The organism is Mesorhizobium sp. M1A.F.Ca.IN.022.06.1.1 (genome assembly GCF_003952605.1).
Taxonomy (GTDB): domain Bacteria; phylum Pseudomonadota; class Alphaproteobacteria; order Rhizobiales; family Rhizobiaceae; genus Mesorhizobium.
The window spans coordinates 423,993-442,155 of record NZ_CP034455.1; the positions used below are offsets into that span (position 1 = coordinate 423,993).

The 18,163-nt window shown below is 65.4% G+C and carries 9 protein-coding genes; 1 reads left to right on the top strand and 8 read right to left on the bottom strand.

Translation table 11 applies throughout. The features are described from left to right. Positions 1-125: 125 nt before the first annotated feature. The 6 genes from EJ078_RS02125 to EJ078_RS02150 form a co-directional block, all read right to left on the bottom strand. Positions 126-6,566: a VCBS domain-containing protein gene (locus tag EJ078_RS02125; RefSeq protein ID WP_208721057.1), complete on the bottom strand. Its 6,441-nt coding sequence runs from the start codon at positions 6,564-6,566 to the stop codon at positions 126-128. A gap of 413 nt (positions 6,567-6,979) precedes the next feature. Next, the gene (locus tag EJ078_RS02130) at positions 6,980-7,831 is read right to left on the bottom strand and encodes a patatin-like phospholipase family protein (RefSeq protein ID WP_127215101.1); all 852 of its coding nucleotides are present in this window, start codon (positions 7,829-7,831) and stop codon (positions 6,980-6,982) included. After that, complete coding sequence (locus EJ078_RS02135; RefSeq protein ID WP_245307551.1) at positions 7,828-9,153, bottom strand: pitrilysin family protein; 1,326 nt, start codon at positions 9,151-9,153, stop codon at positions 7,828-7,830. The genes EJ078_RS02130 and EJ078_RS02135 overlap by 4 nt, the downstream gene beginning before the upstream one ends. A gap of 209 nt (positions 9,154-9,362) precedes the next feature. After that, positions 9,363-10,724, bottom strand: coding sequence for a pitrilysin family protein (locus tag EJ078_RS02140; protein WP_208721058.1), 1,362 nt, complete (start codon positions 10,722-10,724; stop codon positions 9,363-9,365). Between the two features lie 124 nt (positions 10,725-10,848). After that, complete coding sequence (rsmD, locus tag EJ078_RS02145) at positions 10,849-11,403, bottom strand: 16S rRNA (guanine(966)-N(2))-methyltransferase RsmD (RefSeq protein ID WP_067325125.1); 555 nt, start codon at positions 11,401-11,403, stop codon at positions 10,849-10,851. Then, positions 11,384-13,462, bottom strand: a complete 2,079-nt coding sequence (locus EJ078_RS02150) for a pseudouridine synthase (RefSeq protein WP_127216137.1) — start codon at positions 13,460-13,462, stop codon at positions 11,384-11,386. Before EJ078_RS02150 ends, rsmD begins: the two co-directional genes overlap by 20 nt. A gap of 181 nt (positions 13,463-13,643) precedes the next feature. Between EJ078_RS02150 and EJ078_RS02155 the strand changes: the two genes are divergently transcribed. Next, complete coding sequence (locus EJ078_RS02155) at positions 13,644-14,105, top strand: nucleoside deaminase (RefSeq protein ID WP_066996659.1); 462 nt, start codon at positions 13,644-13,646, stop codon at positions 14,103-14,105. A gap of 92 nt (positions 14,106-14,197) precedes the next feature. Here EJ078_RS02155 and EJ078_RS02160 read toward each other — a convergent pair whose 3' ends face one another. Together EJ078_RS02160 and ileS are read right to left on the bottom strand one after the other, a co-directional pair. After that, positions 14,198-14,875, bottom strand: a complete 678-nt coding sequence (locus EJ078_RS02160; protein WP_208721059.1) for a hypothetical protein — start codon at positions 14,873-14,875, stop codon at positions 14,198-14,200. 247 nt (positions 14,876-15,122) lie between these two features. Continuing rightward, positions 15,123-18,107 carry an isoleucine--tRNA ligase gene (ileS, locus tag EJ078_RS02165; RefSeq protein WP_206518432.1) on the bottom strand — a complete coding sequence of 995 codons (2,985 nt, stop codon included), beginning with the start codon at positions 18,105-18,107 and terminating at the stop codon, positions 15,123-15,125. Positions 18,108-18,163: the final 56 nt, after the last annotated feature.

Here is an 18,163-nt window from a genome sequence, read left to right on the forward strand (position 1 = left end):
TATTCCGGATCCCTCACCCGGCCACGCGATCCGCTCGTAAACCTGCCGTAAACCTTAATTCGTAAGCTGAATCCTGGGGTAGCGGGATACCAGGTGAGCCGCGCGGGCGCGGCTCACCTCTTTGTTTACAGCACGAAGTCGCTGGCCGTCAGTCCGAGGTTGACGCCGGTCAGCCTGATCTGAAAATCAGCCGTTGCGTTGCCGTCGACATCGACACGCACAATCGTGTTGCCGCCGCTTTCGGACCAGGTGATGCTGTTGGCGACGGTGTTCGCGTTCTGACCGCCGAACAGGAAGGCCTGATCGCCGCCGCTGCCGGTATTGGCATCGATCGATGACAGGTCGATCTTATCGACGGCATGGACGAAGTCGGTGATGGTGTCGTTTGCGGCGGTTGCGGGCGAATCCGCAACGGCTGAGCCATAGTAGAATGTATCTGCTCCCAGACCACCCGTAAGCGTGTCAGTGCCGGCCCCGCCGACAAGCTTGTCAATGCCATCGCCACCGTTGAGCGTGTCATTGCCGCTTTGGCCGAACAGCGTGTCGTTGCCCGCCATGCCGAGAATGATGTCTGCGCCGCCGTTGCCGTAGAGGACGTCATCGCCACCGTTGGCTCCGTTAAGCGCGTCGCTTGAATTGCCGTTGCTGCCAGTGATGACCTGGAACGTCTCACTATACTGGTACGGTGGTCCTGCGGGGTCGCCCACCTGGGTTGCCTGCACGGTGATGGAATAGGCCTTGCTCGGCGAAAGATCTCCGGAATTCAGCGTGCTGCCGGTGATCGAGAACAGCCCCGGGTCTGATTGCGAAGTGATGCTGTAGACGAAGCTGCCGGGGTCCGGATCGGTGGCGCTTAGTGTTCCGGTGAACTGGAACGAGCTGAAGTTCACATCCCCGGTGGTGGTGCTTGGTGTAAGCTGGATGTCAGTCGGAGCAAAGCGGGGTGCGCCGTCGTCAGCGCCATTAATGGTAATCGAGACCAGTTTCGCCGTGCCGTCCTCGGAGAAGACAGTAAAGCTGTCGCTCAAGGACTGGCTGCCGGTCAAGGCATTGACCGTCGGATTCGAGTTGTCGAGCGTGTAGGTCCAGACTCCCGCGGCGGTCACGGTGTAGCTGCCGTAGCCGAGCGCGCTGGCCGTCGCTGAATTGACGGCCTGGAAGGCGTCCGTACTGTTGTCGACATCAGCCGACAGAAGGTCCCCGGTGGCGGTCGGCGTGCCTCCGCCATTGGAGGTGCCCGCTTCGATGACGGTCCCCGCCGAGGTGCCGCTGATCACCGCGGCGTCGTTGGCGCCGTGGATGGTGATGTCTATCACCTGCTGCGTGCCGTCGACGGTCGAGACCGTCACCAGTTCATGCAGCGTGGTGTTCGCGCCGCTGCTGTTGAGCGCCTGAACGGTCGCATTGTTGTCGTCGAGCGTGTAGCTCCAGGCGCCGTTGGCATCGATCGAGAAAGTGCCATAGCTTTTGGCGACTGCGGCCTGCATGTTGAAGGTCGCGGGATTGTCCACGTCGGTCGCATTGAGGTCGCCCGAAGCGAAAGCATCGCCAGGTGTGCCGTTGGCGACGCCGCTCTTCTCCGTGACCGAAGCGTCCTGGGCGCCGTTGCCGGCGATGATGGCGGCATCGTTGGTGCCGGTGATCGAGATGGTGATCAGCTGGGGCGTGCCGTCCTCGGAATAGACGGTGAAGGAGTCGCTGAGCGGATCGCCGTCGTTGAGAGCGTCGACCGCCGGATTGGTGTCGTCGAGCGTGTAGGTCCAGTTGCCGGCAGCATCGATGGAGAAGCTGCCGTAGCCGGAGTCGCCATTGCCGCTGGCGGCCTGGAAGGCGTTGGCGGTGTTGTCGACGTCGCTTGCCGTCAGTGAGCCGGTCGCCGTCACCGGGGCGTCGGCGCCGTCCTCGTCGACCGCACCGCTGGTGGTGCCGACGATGATGGCGGCATCGTTGGTGCCGGTGATCGAGATGGTGATCAGCTGGGGCGTGCCGTCCTCGGAATAGACGGTGAAGGAGTCGCTGAGCGGATCGCCGTCGTTGAGAGCGTCGACCGCCGGATTGGTGTCGTCGAGCGTGTAGGTCCAGTTGCCGGCAGCATCGATGGAGAAGCTGCCGTAGCCGGAGTCGCCATTGCCGCTGGCGGCCTGGAAGACGTTGGCGGTGTTGTCGACGTCGCTTGCCGTCAGTGAGCCGGTCGCCGTCACCGGGGCGTCGGCGCCGTCCTCGTCGACCGCACCGCTGGTGGTGCCGGCGATGATGGCGGCATCGTTGGTGCCGGTGATCGAGATGGTGATCAGCTGGGGCGTGCCGTCCTCGGAATAGACGGTGAAGGAGTCGCTGAGCGGATCGCCGTCGTTGAGAGCGTCGACCGCCGGATTGGTGTCGTCGAGCGTGTAGGTCCAGTTGCCGGCAGCATCGATGGAGAAGCTGCCGTAGCCGGAGTCGCCATTGCCGCTGGCGGCCTGGAAGGCGTTGGCGGTGTTGTCGACGTCGCTTGCCGTCAGTGAGCCGGTCGCCGTCACCGGGGCGTCGGCGCCGTCCTCGTCGACCGCACCGCTGGTGGTGCCGGCGATGATGGCGGCATCGTTGGTGCCGGTGATCGAGATGGTGATCAGCTGGGGCGTGCCGTCCTCGGAATAGACGGTGAAGGAGTCGCTGAGCGGATCGCCGTCGTTGAGAGCGTCGACCGCCGGATTGGTGTCGTCGAGCGTGTAGGTCCAGTTGCCGGCAGCATCGATGGAGAAGCTGCCGTAGCCGGAGTCGCCATTGCCGCTGGCGGCCTGGAAGGCGTTGGCGGTGTTGTCGACGTCGCTTGCCGTCAGTGAGCCGGTCGCCGTCACCGGGGCGTCGGCGCCGTCCTCGTCGACCGCACCGCTGGTGGTGCCGACGATGATGGCGGCATCGTTGGTGCCGGTGATCGAGATGGTGATCAGCTGGGGCGTGCCGTCCTCGGAATAGACGGTGAAGGAGTCGCTGAGCGGATCGCCGTCGTTGAGAGCGTCGACCGCCGGATTGGTGTCGTCGAGCGTGTAGGTCCAGTTGCCGGCAGCATCGATGGAGAAGCTGCCGTAGCCGGAGTCGCCATTGCCGCTGGCGGCCTGGAAGGCGTTGGCGGTGTTGTCGACGTCGCTTGCCGTCAGTGAGCCGGTCGCCGTCACCGGGGCGTCGGCGCCGTCCTCGTCGACCGCACCGCTGGTGGTGCCGACGATGATGGCGGCATCGTTGGTGCCGGTGATCGAGATGGTGATCAGCTGGGGCGTGCCGTCCTCGGAATAGACGGTGAAGGAGTCGCTGAGCGGATCGCCGTCGTTGAGAGCGTCGACCGCCGGATTGGTGTCGTCGAGCGTGTAGGTCCAGTTGCCGGCAGCATCGATGGAGAAGCTGCCGTAGCCGGAGTCGCCATTGCCGCTGGCGGCCTGGAAGACGTTGGCGGTGTTGTCGACGTCGCTTGCCGTCAGTGAGCCGGTCGCCGTCACCGGGGCGTCGGCGCCGTCCTCGTCGACCGCACCGCTGGTGGTGCCGGCGATGATGGCGGCATCGTTGGTGCCGGTGATCGAGATGGTGATCAGCTGGGGCGTGCCGTCCTCGGAATAGACGGTGAAGGAGTCGCTGAGCGGATCGCCGTCGTTGAGAGCGTCGACCGCCGGATTGGTGTCGTCGAGCGTGTAGGTCCAGTTGCCGGCAGCATCGATGGAGAAGCTGCCGTAGCCGGAGTCGCCATTGCCGCTGGCGGCCTGGAAGGCGTTGGCGGTGTTGTCGACGTCGCTTGCCGTCAGTGAGCCGGTCGCCGTCACCGGGGCGTCGGCGCCGTCCTCGTCGACCGCACCGCTGGTGGTGCCGGCGATGATGGCGGCATCGTTGGTGCCGGTGATCGAGATGGTGATCAGCTGGGGCGTGCCGTCCTCGGAATAGACGGTGAAGGAGTCGCTGAGCGGATCGCCGTCGTTGAGAGCGTCGACCGCCGGATTGGTGTCGTCGAGCGTGTAGGTCCAGTTGCCGGCAGCATCGATGGAGAAGCTGCCGTAGCCGGAGTCGCCATTGCCGCTGGCGGCCTGGAAGGCGTTGGCGGTGTTGTCGACGTCGCTTGCCGTCAGTGAGCCGGTCGCCGTCACCGGGGCGTCGGCGCCGTCCTCGTCGACCGCACCGCTGGTGGTGCCGGCGATGATGGCGGCATCGTTGGTGCCGGTGATCGAGATGGTGATCAGCTGGGGCGTGCCGTCCTCGGAATAGACGGTGAAGGAGTCGCTGAGCGGATCGCCGTCGTTGAGAGCGTCGACCGCCGGATTGGTGTCGTCGAGCGTGTAGGTCCAGTTGCCGGCAGCATCGATGGAGAAGCTGCCGTAGCCGGAGTCGCCATTGCCGCTGGCGGCCTGGAAGACGTTGGCGGTGTTGTCGACGTCGCTTGCCGTCAGTGAGCCGGTCGCCGTCACCGGGGCGTCGGCGCCGTCCTCGTCGACCGCACCGCTGGTGGTGCCGGCGATGATGGCGGCATCGTTGGTGCCGGTGATCGAGATGGTGATCAGCTGGGGCGTGCCGTCCTCGGAATAGACGGTGAAGGAGTCGCTGAGCGGATCGCCGTCGTTGAGAGCGTCGACCGCCGGATTGGTGTCGTCGAGCGTGTAGGTCCAGTTGCCGGCAGCATCGATGGAGAAGCTGCCGTAGCCGGAGTCGCCATTGCCGCTGGCGGCCTGGAAGGCGTTGGCGGTGTTGTCGACGTCGCTTGCCGTCAGTGAGCCGGTCGCCGTCACCGGGGCGTCGGCGCCGTCCTCGTCGACCGCACCGCTGGTGGTGCCGGCGATGATGGCGGCATCGTTGGTGCCGGTGATCGAGATGGTGATCAGCTGGGGCGTGCCGTCCTCGGAATAGACGGTGAAGGAGTCGCTGAGCGGATCGCCGTCGTTGAGAGCGTCGACCGCCGGATTGGTGTCGTCGAGCGTGTAGGTCCAGTTGCCGGCAGCATCGATGGAGAAGCTGCCGTAGCCGGAGTCGCCATTGCCGCTGGCGGCCTGGAAGACGTTGGCGGTGTTGTCGACGTCGCTTGCCGTCAGTGAGCCGGTCGCCGTCACCGGGGCGTCGGCGCCGTCCTCGTCGACCGCACAGCTGGTGGTGCCGGCGATGATGGCGGCATCGTTGGTGCCGGTGATCGAGATGGTGATCAGCTGGGGCGTGCCGTCCTCGGAATAGACGGTGAAGGAGTCGCTGAGCGGATCGCCGTCGTTGAGAGCGTCGACCGCCGGATTGGTGTCGTCGAGCGTGTAGGTCCAGTTGCCGGCAGCATCGATGGAGAAGCTGCCGTAGCCGGAGTCGCCATTGCCGCTGGCGGCCTGGAAGACGTTGGCGGTGTTGTCGACGTCGCTTGCCGTCAGTGAGCCGGTCGCCGTCACCGGGGCGTCGGCGCCGTCCTCGTCGACCGCACCGCTGGTGGTGCCGGCGATGATGGCGGCATCGTTGGTGCCGTCGATGTTGATGGTCACCGAGGTGTGGGTGCCGTCGGCGCTGACCACGTCGAAGGTGTCGGTGTAGGTGGTGCCGGCGGCGAACTCGTTGTGCGCCGAGGAGGCCGTGTAGGTCCAGGCGCCGGCGGCATCGATGGCGAAGGTGCCGTAGGTCCCGACCGTGCCGGCCTGGGCGACGAAGGTCGCCGGGCTGTCGACATCCGAGATGGTCAGCTGGCCGCTGCTCGATATGTCGGCGGCCGCATCGGTCTCGGTCAGGTTCCTCACATCGGCCGACAGCACCGCGGCATCGTTGGTGCCGGTAATATTGACGACGATGTTGTAATTCGCCGTGCCATCCGCGGATGTCACGGTCAACGTGTCGGTGACATTCTGGCCCTGCGTCAGCGGGTCGGCAAGTGCCTGGTTCAGCGCGTAGGTCCACGCTCCCGTCGTCGCATCGAAAGTGAAGGTGCCGTACATGCCCTGGAGGCTCGGCGGTGCCTGAAAATGGTTCTGGCCGGCATCAACGTCCGAAATGATCAGCTGACCATGTGCGCCGGGGTCGCCGGGCGTGCCGTTGGCGACGCCGCCAGCTTCCACCACAGTCGTGTCCGCGCCCGGCGCCGCTGTGATGGTGGCGCCGTCATTGGTGCCTTGAATGTTGACCGAGACGCTCGCCCAGCTCAACGTTCCATTGCCGAGCTTGATTGCGTAGGTAAAAGTCTCGTTGATGTGGTCGCCGGCTCCGAGCGCCTGCAGGCTCGTGAAGCCGTGCTGCGCGAGATAACCGCTAAGGTTCATCTCGACCTTGCCGTTGTTGATGCGGATCAGCACGCCGCCGCCGATGTCTTCCCAGGCGGAGATGCCGGTTGCCTGCGCATCCTGGGTCGTCAGGTCGATCGGCGCGTATTGCTTCGTAGCCGTCGATGCGGACGTGCCGTCGTCGATCGAATAGAGGGTCTTGGCATTGCCGCCCAAATCATTCGCCAAAACGTCCAATAGGATGATGGATTGGGATGCGGACACGATGACCACGTTGTCTTCCGTGTAGTTGAAGACATCGCCCTGTGCCTGCGGCGTGTTGGAGAACGACGTCGTGGTGCCGCCGGCACCGGAGATTTGCGTAGCCATTATTTTCATCCCCCTGGCAGACGCGCTCCGCGCCTGCTCGTTGGCCGTCGGAGACGGCTGACTACCCCATGCCGAATGGATCGGCGCCCAGTCTTACGGGGAGAGGATCAGAATGTGCCATGCAACCAGGCGCAACCCGACGGTCCGGCCCGTGAACGGCCAGCCCAAAAGGCGATTCACAGACAGGTGGTGGCTCGATGGTGACGGCTACGACGGCGATAGATCGCCGCGTTGCTTTTCCCCTACCCCAGTAGCGCCGAAACTCGTTGTTGCCGGTCGGGAGATTATTCGCGCTACCCTATATATTAGGATAATGACAAAATGCGTACTTGTACGCAGACATGGATAAACTGCATCGCACAGGCAAATAGAACTCGGTCCTTCCACGTAGCGGATCAGGCCTGTCCCACCGCTCACACCGCCTTGCCGAGCTTGCCGCCGCGCTCGGCGACCGCCTTCTCGACGGCGCGCTTCAGCTCGTCCTTGATCTCGACGGTGTCGGCCATCAGCGTCTCGATCTTCAGGAAATCGAGCACGCGGTATTTCGAGACGGCCGGACGGATAAGAATATTCGGCGGGTGCTGCCGCAGCTTGTTGGCGATGATCGACTGCATCATCAGCTGCGTGGCGCCATACATGAGGTCGACCGTGGTCGGATGCTTGCGTTCGACGTCGCTCGGCGCCCCGACCACGTCGATGGCGATGATGATGTCGGCATCCTTCTCGACCAGGTCGAAGGGCACCGGGTTGTAGATGCCGCCATCGATCAGCAATCGGTCGTCGCGCATCACCGGGCGGAACACCGCCGGAATGGCGGCCGAGGCCGCCAGCGCCGATTGCAAATCGCCCTGCGAGAACACCGCGAGCTTGTGGCCGAAATAGTCGGTCGCCGTCACCTTGAGCGGAATCTTCAGCTCTTCGAAGGTCGCCGGAATGGCGTCAGGCAGGAAGGCCTTCAGGATGCGCTCGATATTGAACTGGCCGACGCGGATGCCGCCCTGCATGGCTTCCGCGATCGTGCCGGGCCGCGAGCGCCACATGCGCGCGGCCACCTCAGCGCGGCTGCCGAGGATCAAGCGGCTGTACTCGTGGATCTCCGCCCCTCGCATGCCGGCGGCCATGCCGGCGCCCATGATGGCGCCGATCGAGGAGCCGGCGATCGCAACCGGTTTTATCCCGAGCTCGTCCAACGCCTCGATGGCGTGGATATGCGCCAGCCCCCGCGCGCCGCCGCCGCCGAAGGCAACCGCGAAGGTCGGGCTCATCCCTTGCGGGCTCCCGCCACCTGCACCAGCGGCGGTCCGATCACCATTATCGCCGGGTCGGCCGACAGAAGCTTCCTTGCCGCCGCCTTGACGTCTGCAAGCGTCACCGCATTGATCAGCGCGGCGCGGCGCCTGATGTAGTCGATGCCGAGATCGTCGAGCTGCAGCTCGACCAGCGTCGCGGCAATGGAACTGGAGGAGTCGAGATTGTTGATGGCGTAGGCGCCGATCATGTATTTCTTGGTCGCCGCGAGCTCCTCCTCGGTCGGGCCGTTCTCGGCCATCTCCTTCACCACCTGACGCACAATGGCGAGCGTCTCGGCGGCGCGGTCGGAACGCGTCGCCGTCGTGACCAGCAGCGCGTTGGAATGCTCGTGATCGACGAGATCGGAGCTGACGCTATAGGCAAGGCCGCGCTTCTCGCGCACCTCCTCGTAAAGCCGCGACGTGAAAGTCGAGCCGCCGAGGATCTCGTTCATCAGCACGGCCGCGTAAAAATCGGGATCGCTCCGTTTGACGCCGGGCCAGGCAAGCTGCAGCGAGGTCTGCGGCAGATCGTAGTTCACTTCCAGCTGCTGGCCGAGCTTCAGCGACACGTCCGCCACCTGGGCCAGCGTCTGCGTCTGCGGCAGGTCGCCGAACACCTCGTCCAGCTTGCCGGAGAGCGTGGCGGCGTCGATGTCGCCCACCACCGCCACATGCAGGCCGGCGCGCGCGAAACTCGCTTTGCGAAAGGCCTTGAGGTCGGCGGCCGTTATGGTGGCCAGGCTCTCCTTCGTCCCCTCATCCGGCCGCGCATAGGGATGCTTGCCATAGATCGCGCGCAGCCAGCGCTGCTGGGCGATCGTGTTGGGGTCGCGCTCATTGGCGAGAATGCCCGAAAGCATCTGGGCGCGGATGCGGTCGATCGGCGCCTGGTCGAAGCGCGGGCTGTTCACCGCCAGCTTCAGCAGGCCGAACGCCTCGTCCTTTTGATCGGACAGCATGCGCATCGAGCCATAAAGGCCGTCGCGTGCAGCCTGAAAACTCATCTCGGCGCCGGCGTCGTCCAGCTTCGACTGGAAGGCCTCGCTGTCGAGGTCGCCGGCGCCCTCGTCGAACAGGCCGCTCATCAGATTGACCAGACCTTCCTTGCCGGCAGGGTCCTGCGCGGTGCCGCCGTCGAAGACGAAGCGGATGGCAACCAGCGGGATCGAATGGTCTTCCACCAGCCAGGCGGTGATGCCTTTCTTCGACTTCACCTCCTGGATGTTCATCTCCGCGTGGGCGGCCAGCGCCGGCAAGAGCAGGAAGAATAGGGCAAAGCAGAGGGTTGCGACGATACGGTAGACCCCACCTTCTCCCTTTGTGGGAGAAGGTGGATCGGCGCACAGCGCCGAGACGGAGGAGCATATCGCCCAGCTGGGGCGCCCCTCATCCGGCCGCTTCGCGTCCACCGCCCGGGGGCGAGCCACGGGTCTCGCCCCGTCCTTCGGACCCCACAAGGGGAGAAGGGAAGAAGCGCCCATTCGTCCGCGTTCCATGCTCATCATCAATTCCCCGCCTGTTGTTGCGGCAGGAGATAGCCGGTCGTCGAGCGGTCGAGCACCAGGTAGCGGGCGGCCGCGGCCTTGACCTCTGCGGCAGTGACCTTGCGGATGCGGTCGGGCCATTCCTCGACATCCTTCACGTTGCCGCCGGTGGCGAGGGTCGAGCCGTACATATTGGCCATGTCGTCCTGCTTGTCGCGAGCAAAGACCATCGAACGGACATAGCGGGTCTTGGCCCGCTCCAGCTCGTCACCGGTCACGCCGTCCTTGGCAATGCGCGCGACCTCGGCATCGACCGCCGCTTCGACATCGGAAAGCTTGGCGTCGCCGCGCGGCGAGCCATAGACGGTGAAGTTGGTGGCGTCGAGCATGGTGCCCTGAAAGAACGCGCCGGTCCCGGAGGCGATGCCCTGCTTCACCACCAGCTGCTGGTAGAGGCGGCTGCGGTTGTCGCCGCCCAGGATTTCGGCCAGGAGATCGAGCGCCTCCGCCTCGCCGGGCTTGGCGGTGTGATAGGACGGCACCACCCATTGCGTGGAAAAGCTCGGCACCGAGACGCGCGCATCGGTCAGCGTCACGGTGCGCTTGGTGTTCTGCTCCGGCTCGACCGGGCGGATGCGCGCCCGCAGGTCCGGCCCGCGCGCCACCTTTCCGTAAGTCCTTTCGGCCATTGCCTTCACCGCGTCCGGATCGACGTCGCCGGCGACGATCACCACGGCGTTGTTCGGCCGGTAGAAGGTGTCGTAGAACGCCTTGGCATCCTCGCGGTTCAATTGCTCCATCTCCTGCATCCAGCCGATCACCGGAATGCGGTAGGGCTGGTTCTGCCAGAGCGTCGCGTCGACCTCCTCGTCCAGCACTGCCTGCGGATCGTTGTCGATGCGCGAGCGGCGCTCTTCCAGGATAACGTCGCGCTCGGTCTTGATGACATCGTCGGTGAGGACGAGGTTGCGCATGCGGTCGGCCTCGAACCCCATCATCTCCTCGAGCGCCGAAGGCGGCACCGTCTCATGGAAGGCGGTGTAGTCGTAGGAGGTGAAGGCGTTGTTCGAGCCGCCGATGTCGGCCACGGCGCGGTCGAACTCGCCGGCTGCGTGGTTGCTCGTAGCCTTGAACATCAGATGCTCAAAGAAATGCGCGATGCCGGATTTGCCGGGCGGCTCGTCGGCGCTGCCGATCTTGTACCATACCATATGAGTGACGATCGGGGCGCGATGGTCCGGAATGACGACGACTTCCAGGCCGTTCTCGAGCAGGAAATCCTTGACCGCGGCTTCGTCGGCGGCGCGTGCCGGAGCCTGCGCCGCGAACGCCAGCGCGCCGGCAAGGAATGCTGCGCGCAGGCCTCTGGTGTTCAATGTCATCAAATGCTCCGGTTTCGGTCGCGCGACGATAGAAAAGGTTCCATGGCGAGGCAAAGTGATTTGTTCGTCATTTTCGAGGCGCGTGCGTCATTTCCTTTCCCTTGCGGGAGAAGGGACGTGCCCCTCACCCCACCTCGACAAACCGGATCACCGTGTCGCCATAGCCGCGCTCGTCCACCACGGAAAAACCGGCGCCCGGTTCGAACGGCGCGGACGCCGCCTCCTCGACCACGCAGAGCGCGCCGGGCAGGAGCCAGCCGCCGGCTTTTGCCGAGCGCAGCGCGCGCTCGCCGAGGCCCTTGCCATAGGGCGGGTCGGCAAAGACCAGGCCGAAGGGCGACAGCGTGCCGGCTTCGCCCAAATGGGTCGCGTCGCGGCGGAAGATTTTGGTCCGCCCGGTGAGCCCGAAGGCCTCGACATTGTCGCGGATCAGCCCGCGCCCTTCCGCCGATTCCTCGATGAAGACGCAGTAGGGGGCGCCGCGCGACAGCGCCTCCAGCCCGAGCGCGCCGGTGCCGGCGAAGAGATCGAGCACACGGCCGCCTTCGAGCTTTTCGGCATAGCGATGCGCAAGCACGTTGAACACCGCCTCGCGGGTGCGATCGGTGGTCGGACGGATGGCATTGGAACGCGGCGTCGCCAGCGGACGCCCGCGAAACTCACCGCCGACGATCCGCATTGCCACCCCTCGGCCCCTTCGGACCGCGCGGCCTGTCGCCGCCGCTTCCCTCCGGCCGATCGTCTCTTGGCTTGCCGAACGGCGTGCCCTTGCCGCCCGGCCTGAACGACGCCTTCCGCGCCTTCGCTTCCGCGGCCTTCGCGGCGTCGGCCTCCGCCCTGCCCTTGCCGATGGGACGCGCGCCCGGCGCCATCCAGACATTGGCCTTGCGCTGGCCGGGCGGTTCGATCGGCCGCGGTTCGCCTTTCTTGCCGCCGGCCTTGCCGCCGAAGCCGCGCTCGGACTTACCGAAGCCGCGCTCGGATTTGTCGAAGCCAGACTTGTCGAAGCGAGACTGGGGACCGCGTTCGCCGAAGGCTCGCTCGGGCTTCGTCGAAAGCTTGCTCAGCGCCTCGTCGCGGCTGCCCTCACGGCGCTTGCGGGCCTTGATCAGCCCGCCCTCGCCGATCGGCCGGCGGTCGCCCTCGCGCGTGAATTTCGGCCGCTCGTCCTCATCGCGGCGCGGCTCGCTGCGTCGCACCGGCTTGTTGGAGAACGGTTTTTGGATCTCGGCGTCGAAATTGGCGCCGGACTCTTCAACCAGCCGCTCGCCGAGCTGCTCGCGCAGCGTGCGGCCCTTGATTTCCAGCACGTGGCCCTCGGGCAGCTCGTTGAGCTGGAACGGCCCGTAGGAGATGCGGATCAGCCGCGTCACCTCCAGCCCCAACGCGCCGAGGATGTTCTTGACCTCGCGGTTCTTGCCTTCGCGCAGGCCGATCGTCAGCCAGGCATTGCTGCCCTGCTCGCGGTCGAGCGAGGCCTCGACCGAGCCGTAGAAGACGCCGTCGACGGCAATGCCGTCGCGCAGGGCGGTGAGCTTGCTCTCCTCGACCTTGCCGTGGACGCGCACGCGATAGCGCCGCAGCCATCCGGTGGCCGGCAGTTCGAGCACCCGCGACAGCCCGCCGTCATTGGTCAGCAGCAGCAGCCCTTCGGTGTTGATGTCGAGGCGGCCCACGGTCATCAGCCGCGGCAGATCGGCCGGCAGCACGTTGAAGACGGTCTTGCGGCCTTCGGGATCGCGGTTGGTGGTGACCACGCCTGCCGGCTTGTGGAACAGGAACAGCCTTGTGCGCTCGATCGGCGGGATCTCCGTGCCGTCGAGATGGATGACGTCGTCGGGCATGACGTTGAGGGCCGGCGACGACAGCACCTTGCCGTTGACCTTGACGCGGCCGGCGGCGATGAGTTCCTCGGCGTCGCGGCGCGAGGCGATGCCGGCGCGCGCCAGCCGCTTGGCGATGCGCTCGCCGGCCTCCGGCGCTGCTTCTGAGGGCCGCGGGCGCGGCTTGAAGCCGCCTTCCGGCTTTCTCGCGGCGCTGTCGCGCGGCGCTCGATCGGCGAAATCCCGCTTCGGGCGCTGCGCGAAGTCGCCTCCGTCTTCGCGCTGCGGCCGGTCGGCCAAGTCGCGCTTGGGCCGATCGCCGAAATCCCGCTTAGGCCGATCGCCGAAGTCGCGCTTGGGGCGATCGAAGCGCCGTTCGGCGCGTTCGCCTTCGGCGGCCATCGGCCGGTCGCCGCGCGGCGTGTAGGGCTTGCGCCCTTCGCGCTTGTCGAAGGGTTTGCCGTCGCGCGGCGGACCTTTGCGGAACGGTCGTTCGCCACGCTCTCCACCTTCGCCCCCGTCACGAGGCTTATAGCTGCGTTTGAAATCGCGGCGCTCGCCTTCCGCGGCCGCTGGCCGATCGCCACGTGGCGTATAGGGCTTGCGGGCGCCATCGCGTTTTTCGAACGGCTTTCCCTCGGGGCGCGGTCCTTTGCGGAACGGTCGTTCTCCGCGTTCCGCGCCCTCGACGGCGCGCGGCTTGTAGCTGCGCTTGAAATCGCGCGCGGGGCGCTCGCCATCGGCGGCCATCGGCCTGTCGTCACGCTGCGTGTAAGGCTTGCGCGCGCCATCGCGCTTCTCGAAGGGCTTGCCCTGCGAACGCGCTCCCTGGCGGAACGGCTTGTCGCCGCGCGGCGTCGGTTTCGATCCGCCTTTGCCCGGCCCTTTGCGTGATGATTTCTTGTCGTCGTCCATATGGATCTTGCTCTTCTTGGACTGCCGCGGCGTACGCGCCCGGTCGGACACGTTATGCAGGCAGTGTCATCTTGATTTGCGCATGCAGCAGCGCGGCAAAAACCGATTCCGGTTTTCAGGGTCACGCGCTAGATAACAGGATCACCGTCGGGTGGCGAGGAGTAATCGGAATGCAAAGCGCGTGAAGCGGCCGGATTTCATGGCTTTGGCGCTCAAGGAAGCCGAAGCGGCCGCAAGCCGGGGCGAAGTGCCGGTCGGCGCAGTGATCGCCAACGGCAACATTGTCGTGGCCAAGGCCGGCAACCGCACGCGCGAGCTGGCCGATCCGACTGCGCATGCCGAAATGCTGGCGATCCGCGAAGCCTGCCGGCAACTCGCCAGCGAGCGGCTTACCGGTCACGATCTCTATGTGACGCTCGAGCCCTGCGCCATGTGCGCCGGCGCCATTTCGTTCGCGAGACTCCGCCGGCTCTATTTCGGCGCGGCCGACGAGAAGGGCGGCGCGGTGGTCAACGGCGTGCGCTTCTTCGCCTCGCCCACCTGCCACCACGCGCCGGACGTCTATTCCGGCTTGGGCGAAAGCGAAGCGGCCCTCATCCTGAAGGAGTTCTTTCGCGAGAGGCGGAATGGCAGTGAATGGTGAATAATTGACGCAAGCAGTGAGTAGCAAAGAAGCAGGTCGTGAGTAGTGAGCAACAGAGACCTATTCGCTATTCGCTATTCGCTATTCGCCACTTACAGCCCCAGCCAGTCAAACCAGCCGCCGCCCTTCTTGCCTTCCGCCTGCGCCTTGAGCCGGCGCTCCTTCTTGTACTCGTCCTCGCCGAGCTCGTTTTGCGGCGCGGTGTCGGCGGCCTGACGATAGGCAAGCGGCGGCTCGCTCAAATACTTGCGGACATTGGGATTGCCCTGCTTCTGCACCGCGAGGCGGCGCTGGATCTCGGCGGTTCGGGTCGCGCTGGAATCGTCCGGCGACCAGCGCGGCGGATGGCTGGATGCAGAATCGGCCAAAGCCTTCTTCACCGCCACCGGGTCGGTCTGAACGTCCTCGACCGCTTCCGGCTGGTAGTTCGGGTCGTTCTGGTGGGCGGTCGCGTCGGCGCGAATGCGGGCGCGGCGCGCCTCGGGCGATTCGGGCCAGTCGGCGCTCGCCGTCTGGATGCTCTCCTGCGGTGGCGGCAGAGTTTCCTTCTGTCCCGGCGCAGGCTTCACCAGGTCCGGGCGCGGCTTATAGTCGATAGGATCGCGGCGCTTCGGCGTGATCGCGATGGCGCCCGAAACGTCGTCGGCGAGTTGCTCGGCGGCGGTCTTGTCGGTTCCGTAGGTCGGAGAGCCGACGCAGCCCGACATGGCTATGGCCGATGCCACAAGCGGCGCCAGCAGCGCGGCGCGCGCAAACGTTCTTTCGGTCATGCCAAAAAGTCCCACTTTAAAGCCTTTCGGTCGCCACCGGCCACAGGGGCGCGGTCCCCTTCTTCCCCGCGTTTGCGATGGAAATCCGGCGACAATTTGTCTGCCGGAGTGTCGCGTGTTTACCTCAACCACTTGTCAAGGGCAACGCGCGGGCGAATTTGCGCCGCCCGGCGTGGCACTTTTGCACTTATTTCATGGGTGCATATCGTTAGCCCAAAACCGCTGCGCACTCTTGGGCGACATGCACCTACAAACGCCCGAGCGCCCTCAGTTCACGCAGCACGGCAGCATCGCGGGCCGAGACATCGTGAAATTCCGGATCCTGCCCGACATCGGCCGTGTAGCGCCAGGAGCGCGCGCATTTGACCAGACCGCGATCCTGGGCCTTCTCGACGACGACCGCGACGCCCTTGACGTCATCCAGCGTGAAAGCGCCTTGCGGCGCCTTGCCATGGCTGATGACCAGATCGCTGGTGATCGCCATCTCGGCCATGTCGACATCGGCGATGGCTGCTTCCAGCGCCGCATCGTCGATGGTGACCACCGGCACGGCTTCCAGCGAGGAGCCGATCAGTTTATCGGCGCGCGCGATCTCGAGCGCGCCGGTGACGACGCGGCGCACCTGCCGGATCTTGCGCCATTTCTCGGCCAGCGCCTCGTTCCTCCAGTTATCCGGAATGGCCGGGAACTGGTCGAGATGCACCGAGGCGGCTTCGGGGTGACGGTCGAGCCAGGCCTCTTCCATCGTGAAAGGCAGCATCGGTGCCAGCCACTTCACCAGGCATTCGAAGAGATGGCGCACGACCTGCACTGCCGCCTTGCGGCGCAAGCTGGACGGCGCGTCGCAGTAGAGCGCGTCCTTGCGGATGTCGAAATAGAAGGCCGAAAGCTCCACCACCATGAAGTCGAGCAGCGCGCGGGTGATGCGCTTGAACTCGAAGGCGTCGTAGCCCTGGCGCACCGCCTCGTCGAGTTCGGACAGCCGGTGCAGCATCAGCCGCTCCAGCTCCGGCATCTTGTCCAGCGGCACGTCCTCGCCATCATCATGGGCGAGCGTGCCCAGCATCCAGCGAATGGTGTTCCTCAGCTTGCGGTAGGCGTCGATATTGGTCTGCAGCACGTTCTTGCCGAGCCGCTGGTCTTCCCAGTAGTCGGTCGTCACCACCCAGAGCCGCAGGATATCGGCGCCAGACTGTTTTATCACGTCCTGCGGCACGACCGTGTTGCCGAGGGACTTCGACATCTTGCGGCCTTCCTCGTCCATGGTGAAGCCATGGGTGATGACCGACTCGTAAGGCGCCCTGCCCCTCGTCCCGCAGCTTTCGAGCAGCGAGGAGTGGAACCAGCCGCGATGCTGGTCGGAGCCTTCGAGATAGACGTCGGCCGGCCATTTGAGGTCGGGCCGATCCTCCAGCGTGAAGACATGCGTCGAGCCGGAATCGAACCAGACGTCGAGGATGTCCGTCACCTGGTGCCATTTCGAGGCGTCGTGGTTGCCGAGGAAGCGCTCCTTGGCGCCCGGCGCGAACCATGCGTCGGCGCCCTCCTGCTCGAAGGCGTCCATGATGCGCTGGTTGACCGCCTCGTCCTTCAGCACATTGCCGTCGGCATCGGCGAAGACGGCGATCGGCACGCCCCAGGCACGCTGGCGCGACAGCACCCAGTCGGGGCGCTCCTCGATCATGGCGCGGATGCGGTTCTGGCCGGCCGCCGGCACGAAGCGCGTGTCGTCGATCGCCTGCAGCGCGCGGCTGCGCAGCGTCGTGCCGTCGCCGAGGTCCTTGTCCATATAGACGAACCATTGCGGCGTGTTGCGGAAGATGACGGGCTTCTTCGAGCGCCAGGAATGCGGATAGCTGTGCTTCAGCCGGCCGCGCGCGAACAGCGCGTTGCGCTTGATCAGTTCCTCGATCACCGCCTGGTTCGCGTTCCCCTTCTTGCCGTTGTCGTCGATGACGCGCGCGGGGCCGCCCTCGCGGTCCGGGCCGAAGCCCGGCGCGTCCTTGGTGAAGAAGCCGGCATCGTCGACCGGGAACGGGATCGAGGTGTCGACGCCGCGCTTGATGAGTTCGGCCACCGCATCCATCCAGGCATCGAAGTCCTCGCGGCCGTGGCTGGGCGCGGTGTGCACGAAGCCGGTGCCGGCATCGTCGGTGACGTGCTCGCCGGCGATCATCGGCACGGGGAACTCGTAGCCGCCGCCCAGTCCTCTGAAAGGATGCGAAAGCGTAAGACTTGCAAGCTGTTCAGGGGAGACGTTGTGAAGCCGGTTCAAGGTGACCTTGGCTTTGGAAGCGGCGTCCTCCGCCAGCGCGTCGGCGAAGATCAGCTTCTCGCCGGGCTGCGGCCCGAAGCTGTTCTCGGCCGCGGTCACTTCGTAGAGGCCATAGGCGATGCGCGGCGAAAAGCTGACAGCGCGATTGCCGGGCAGCGTCCAGGGCGTCGTCGTCCAGATGACGACATGCGCCTCCAGCAGGTCGAGTGCCGTCCCATTCAGCGCCGGCGCGGCATCGGCGGCATCGACCGGCCGGGCAAGGCTCGCCACCGGGAACTTCGCCCAGATCGTGTCGCTCTCATAGTCCTGGTATTCGACCTCGGCCTCGGCGAGCGCGGTGCGCTCGACCACGCTCCACATCACCGGCTTCGAGCCGCGATAGAGCTGGCCGGATATGGCGAATTTCAAAAGCTCGCCGGCGATCCGCGCTTCGGCGTGATAGGCCATGGTCGTATAGGGATTGTCGAAATCTCCGATGACGCCGAGCCGCTGGAACTCGTCGCCCTGCACCTTGATCCAATGGGCGGCGAAATCGCGGCATTCCCTGCGGAACTCGTTGACCGGCACCTCGTCCTTGTTCTTGCCCTTGGCCCGGTACTGTTCCTCGATCTTCCACTCGATCGGCAGGCCATGGCAGTCCCAGCCAGGCACGTAATTGGCGTCGTAGCCGCGCATCTGGAAGGAGCGGTTGATGACGTCCTTGAGGATCTTGTTCAGGGCGTGGCCGATATGGATGTTGCCATTGGCATAGGGCGGCCCGTCATGCAGCACGAATTTCTCTCGGCCGGCGGCTTCATCGCGCAGCTTGCGGTAAAGCTCCATGTCCTGCCAGCGCCTGACCAGGCCGGGCTCCTTCTCGGGCAGGCCGGCGCGCATCGGGAAATTGGTCTGCGGCAGGTAAAGCGTTTTGGAATAGTCGATGGTTTCAGCAGTATCGGTCACGGGGGTGTCGGTCATTGGTCTGCCATGTGCATTGCCCGTTGGCAAAATAGCTCGGGCGTTGAACTATCATC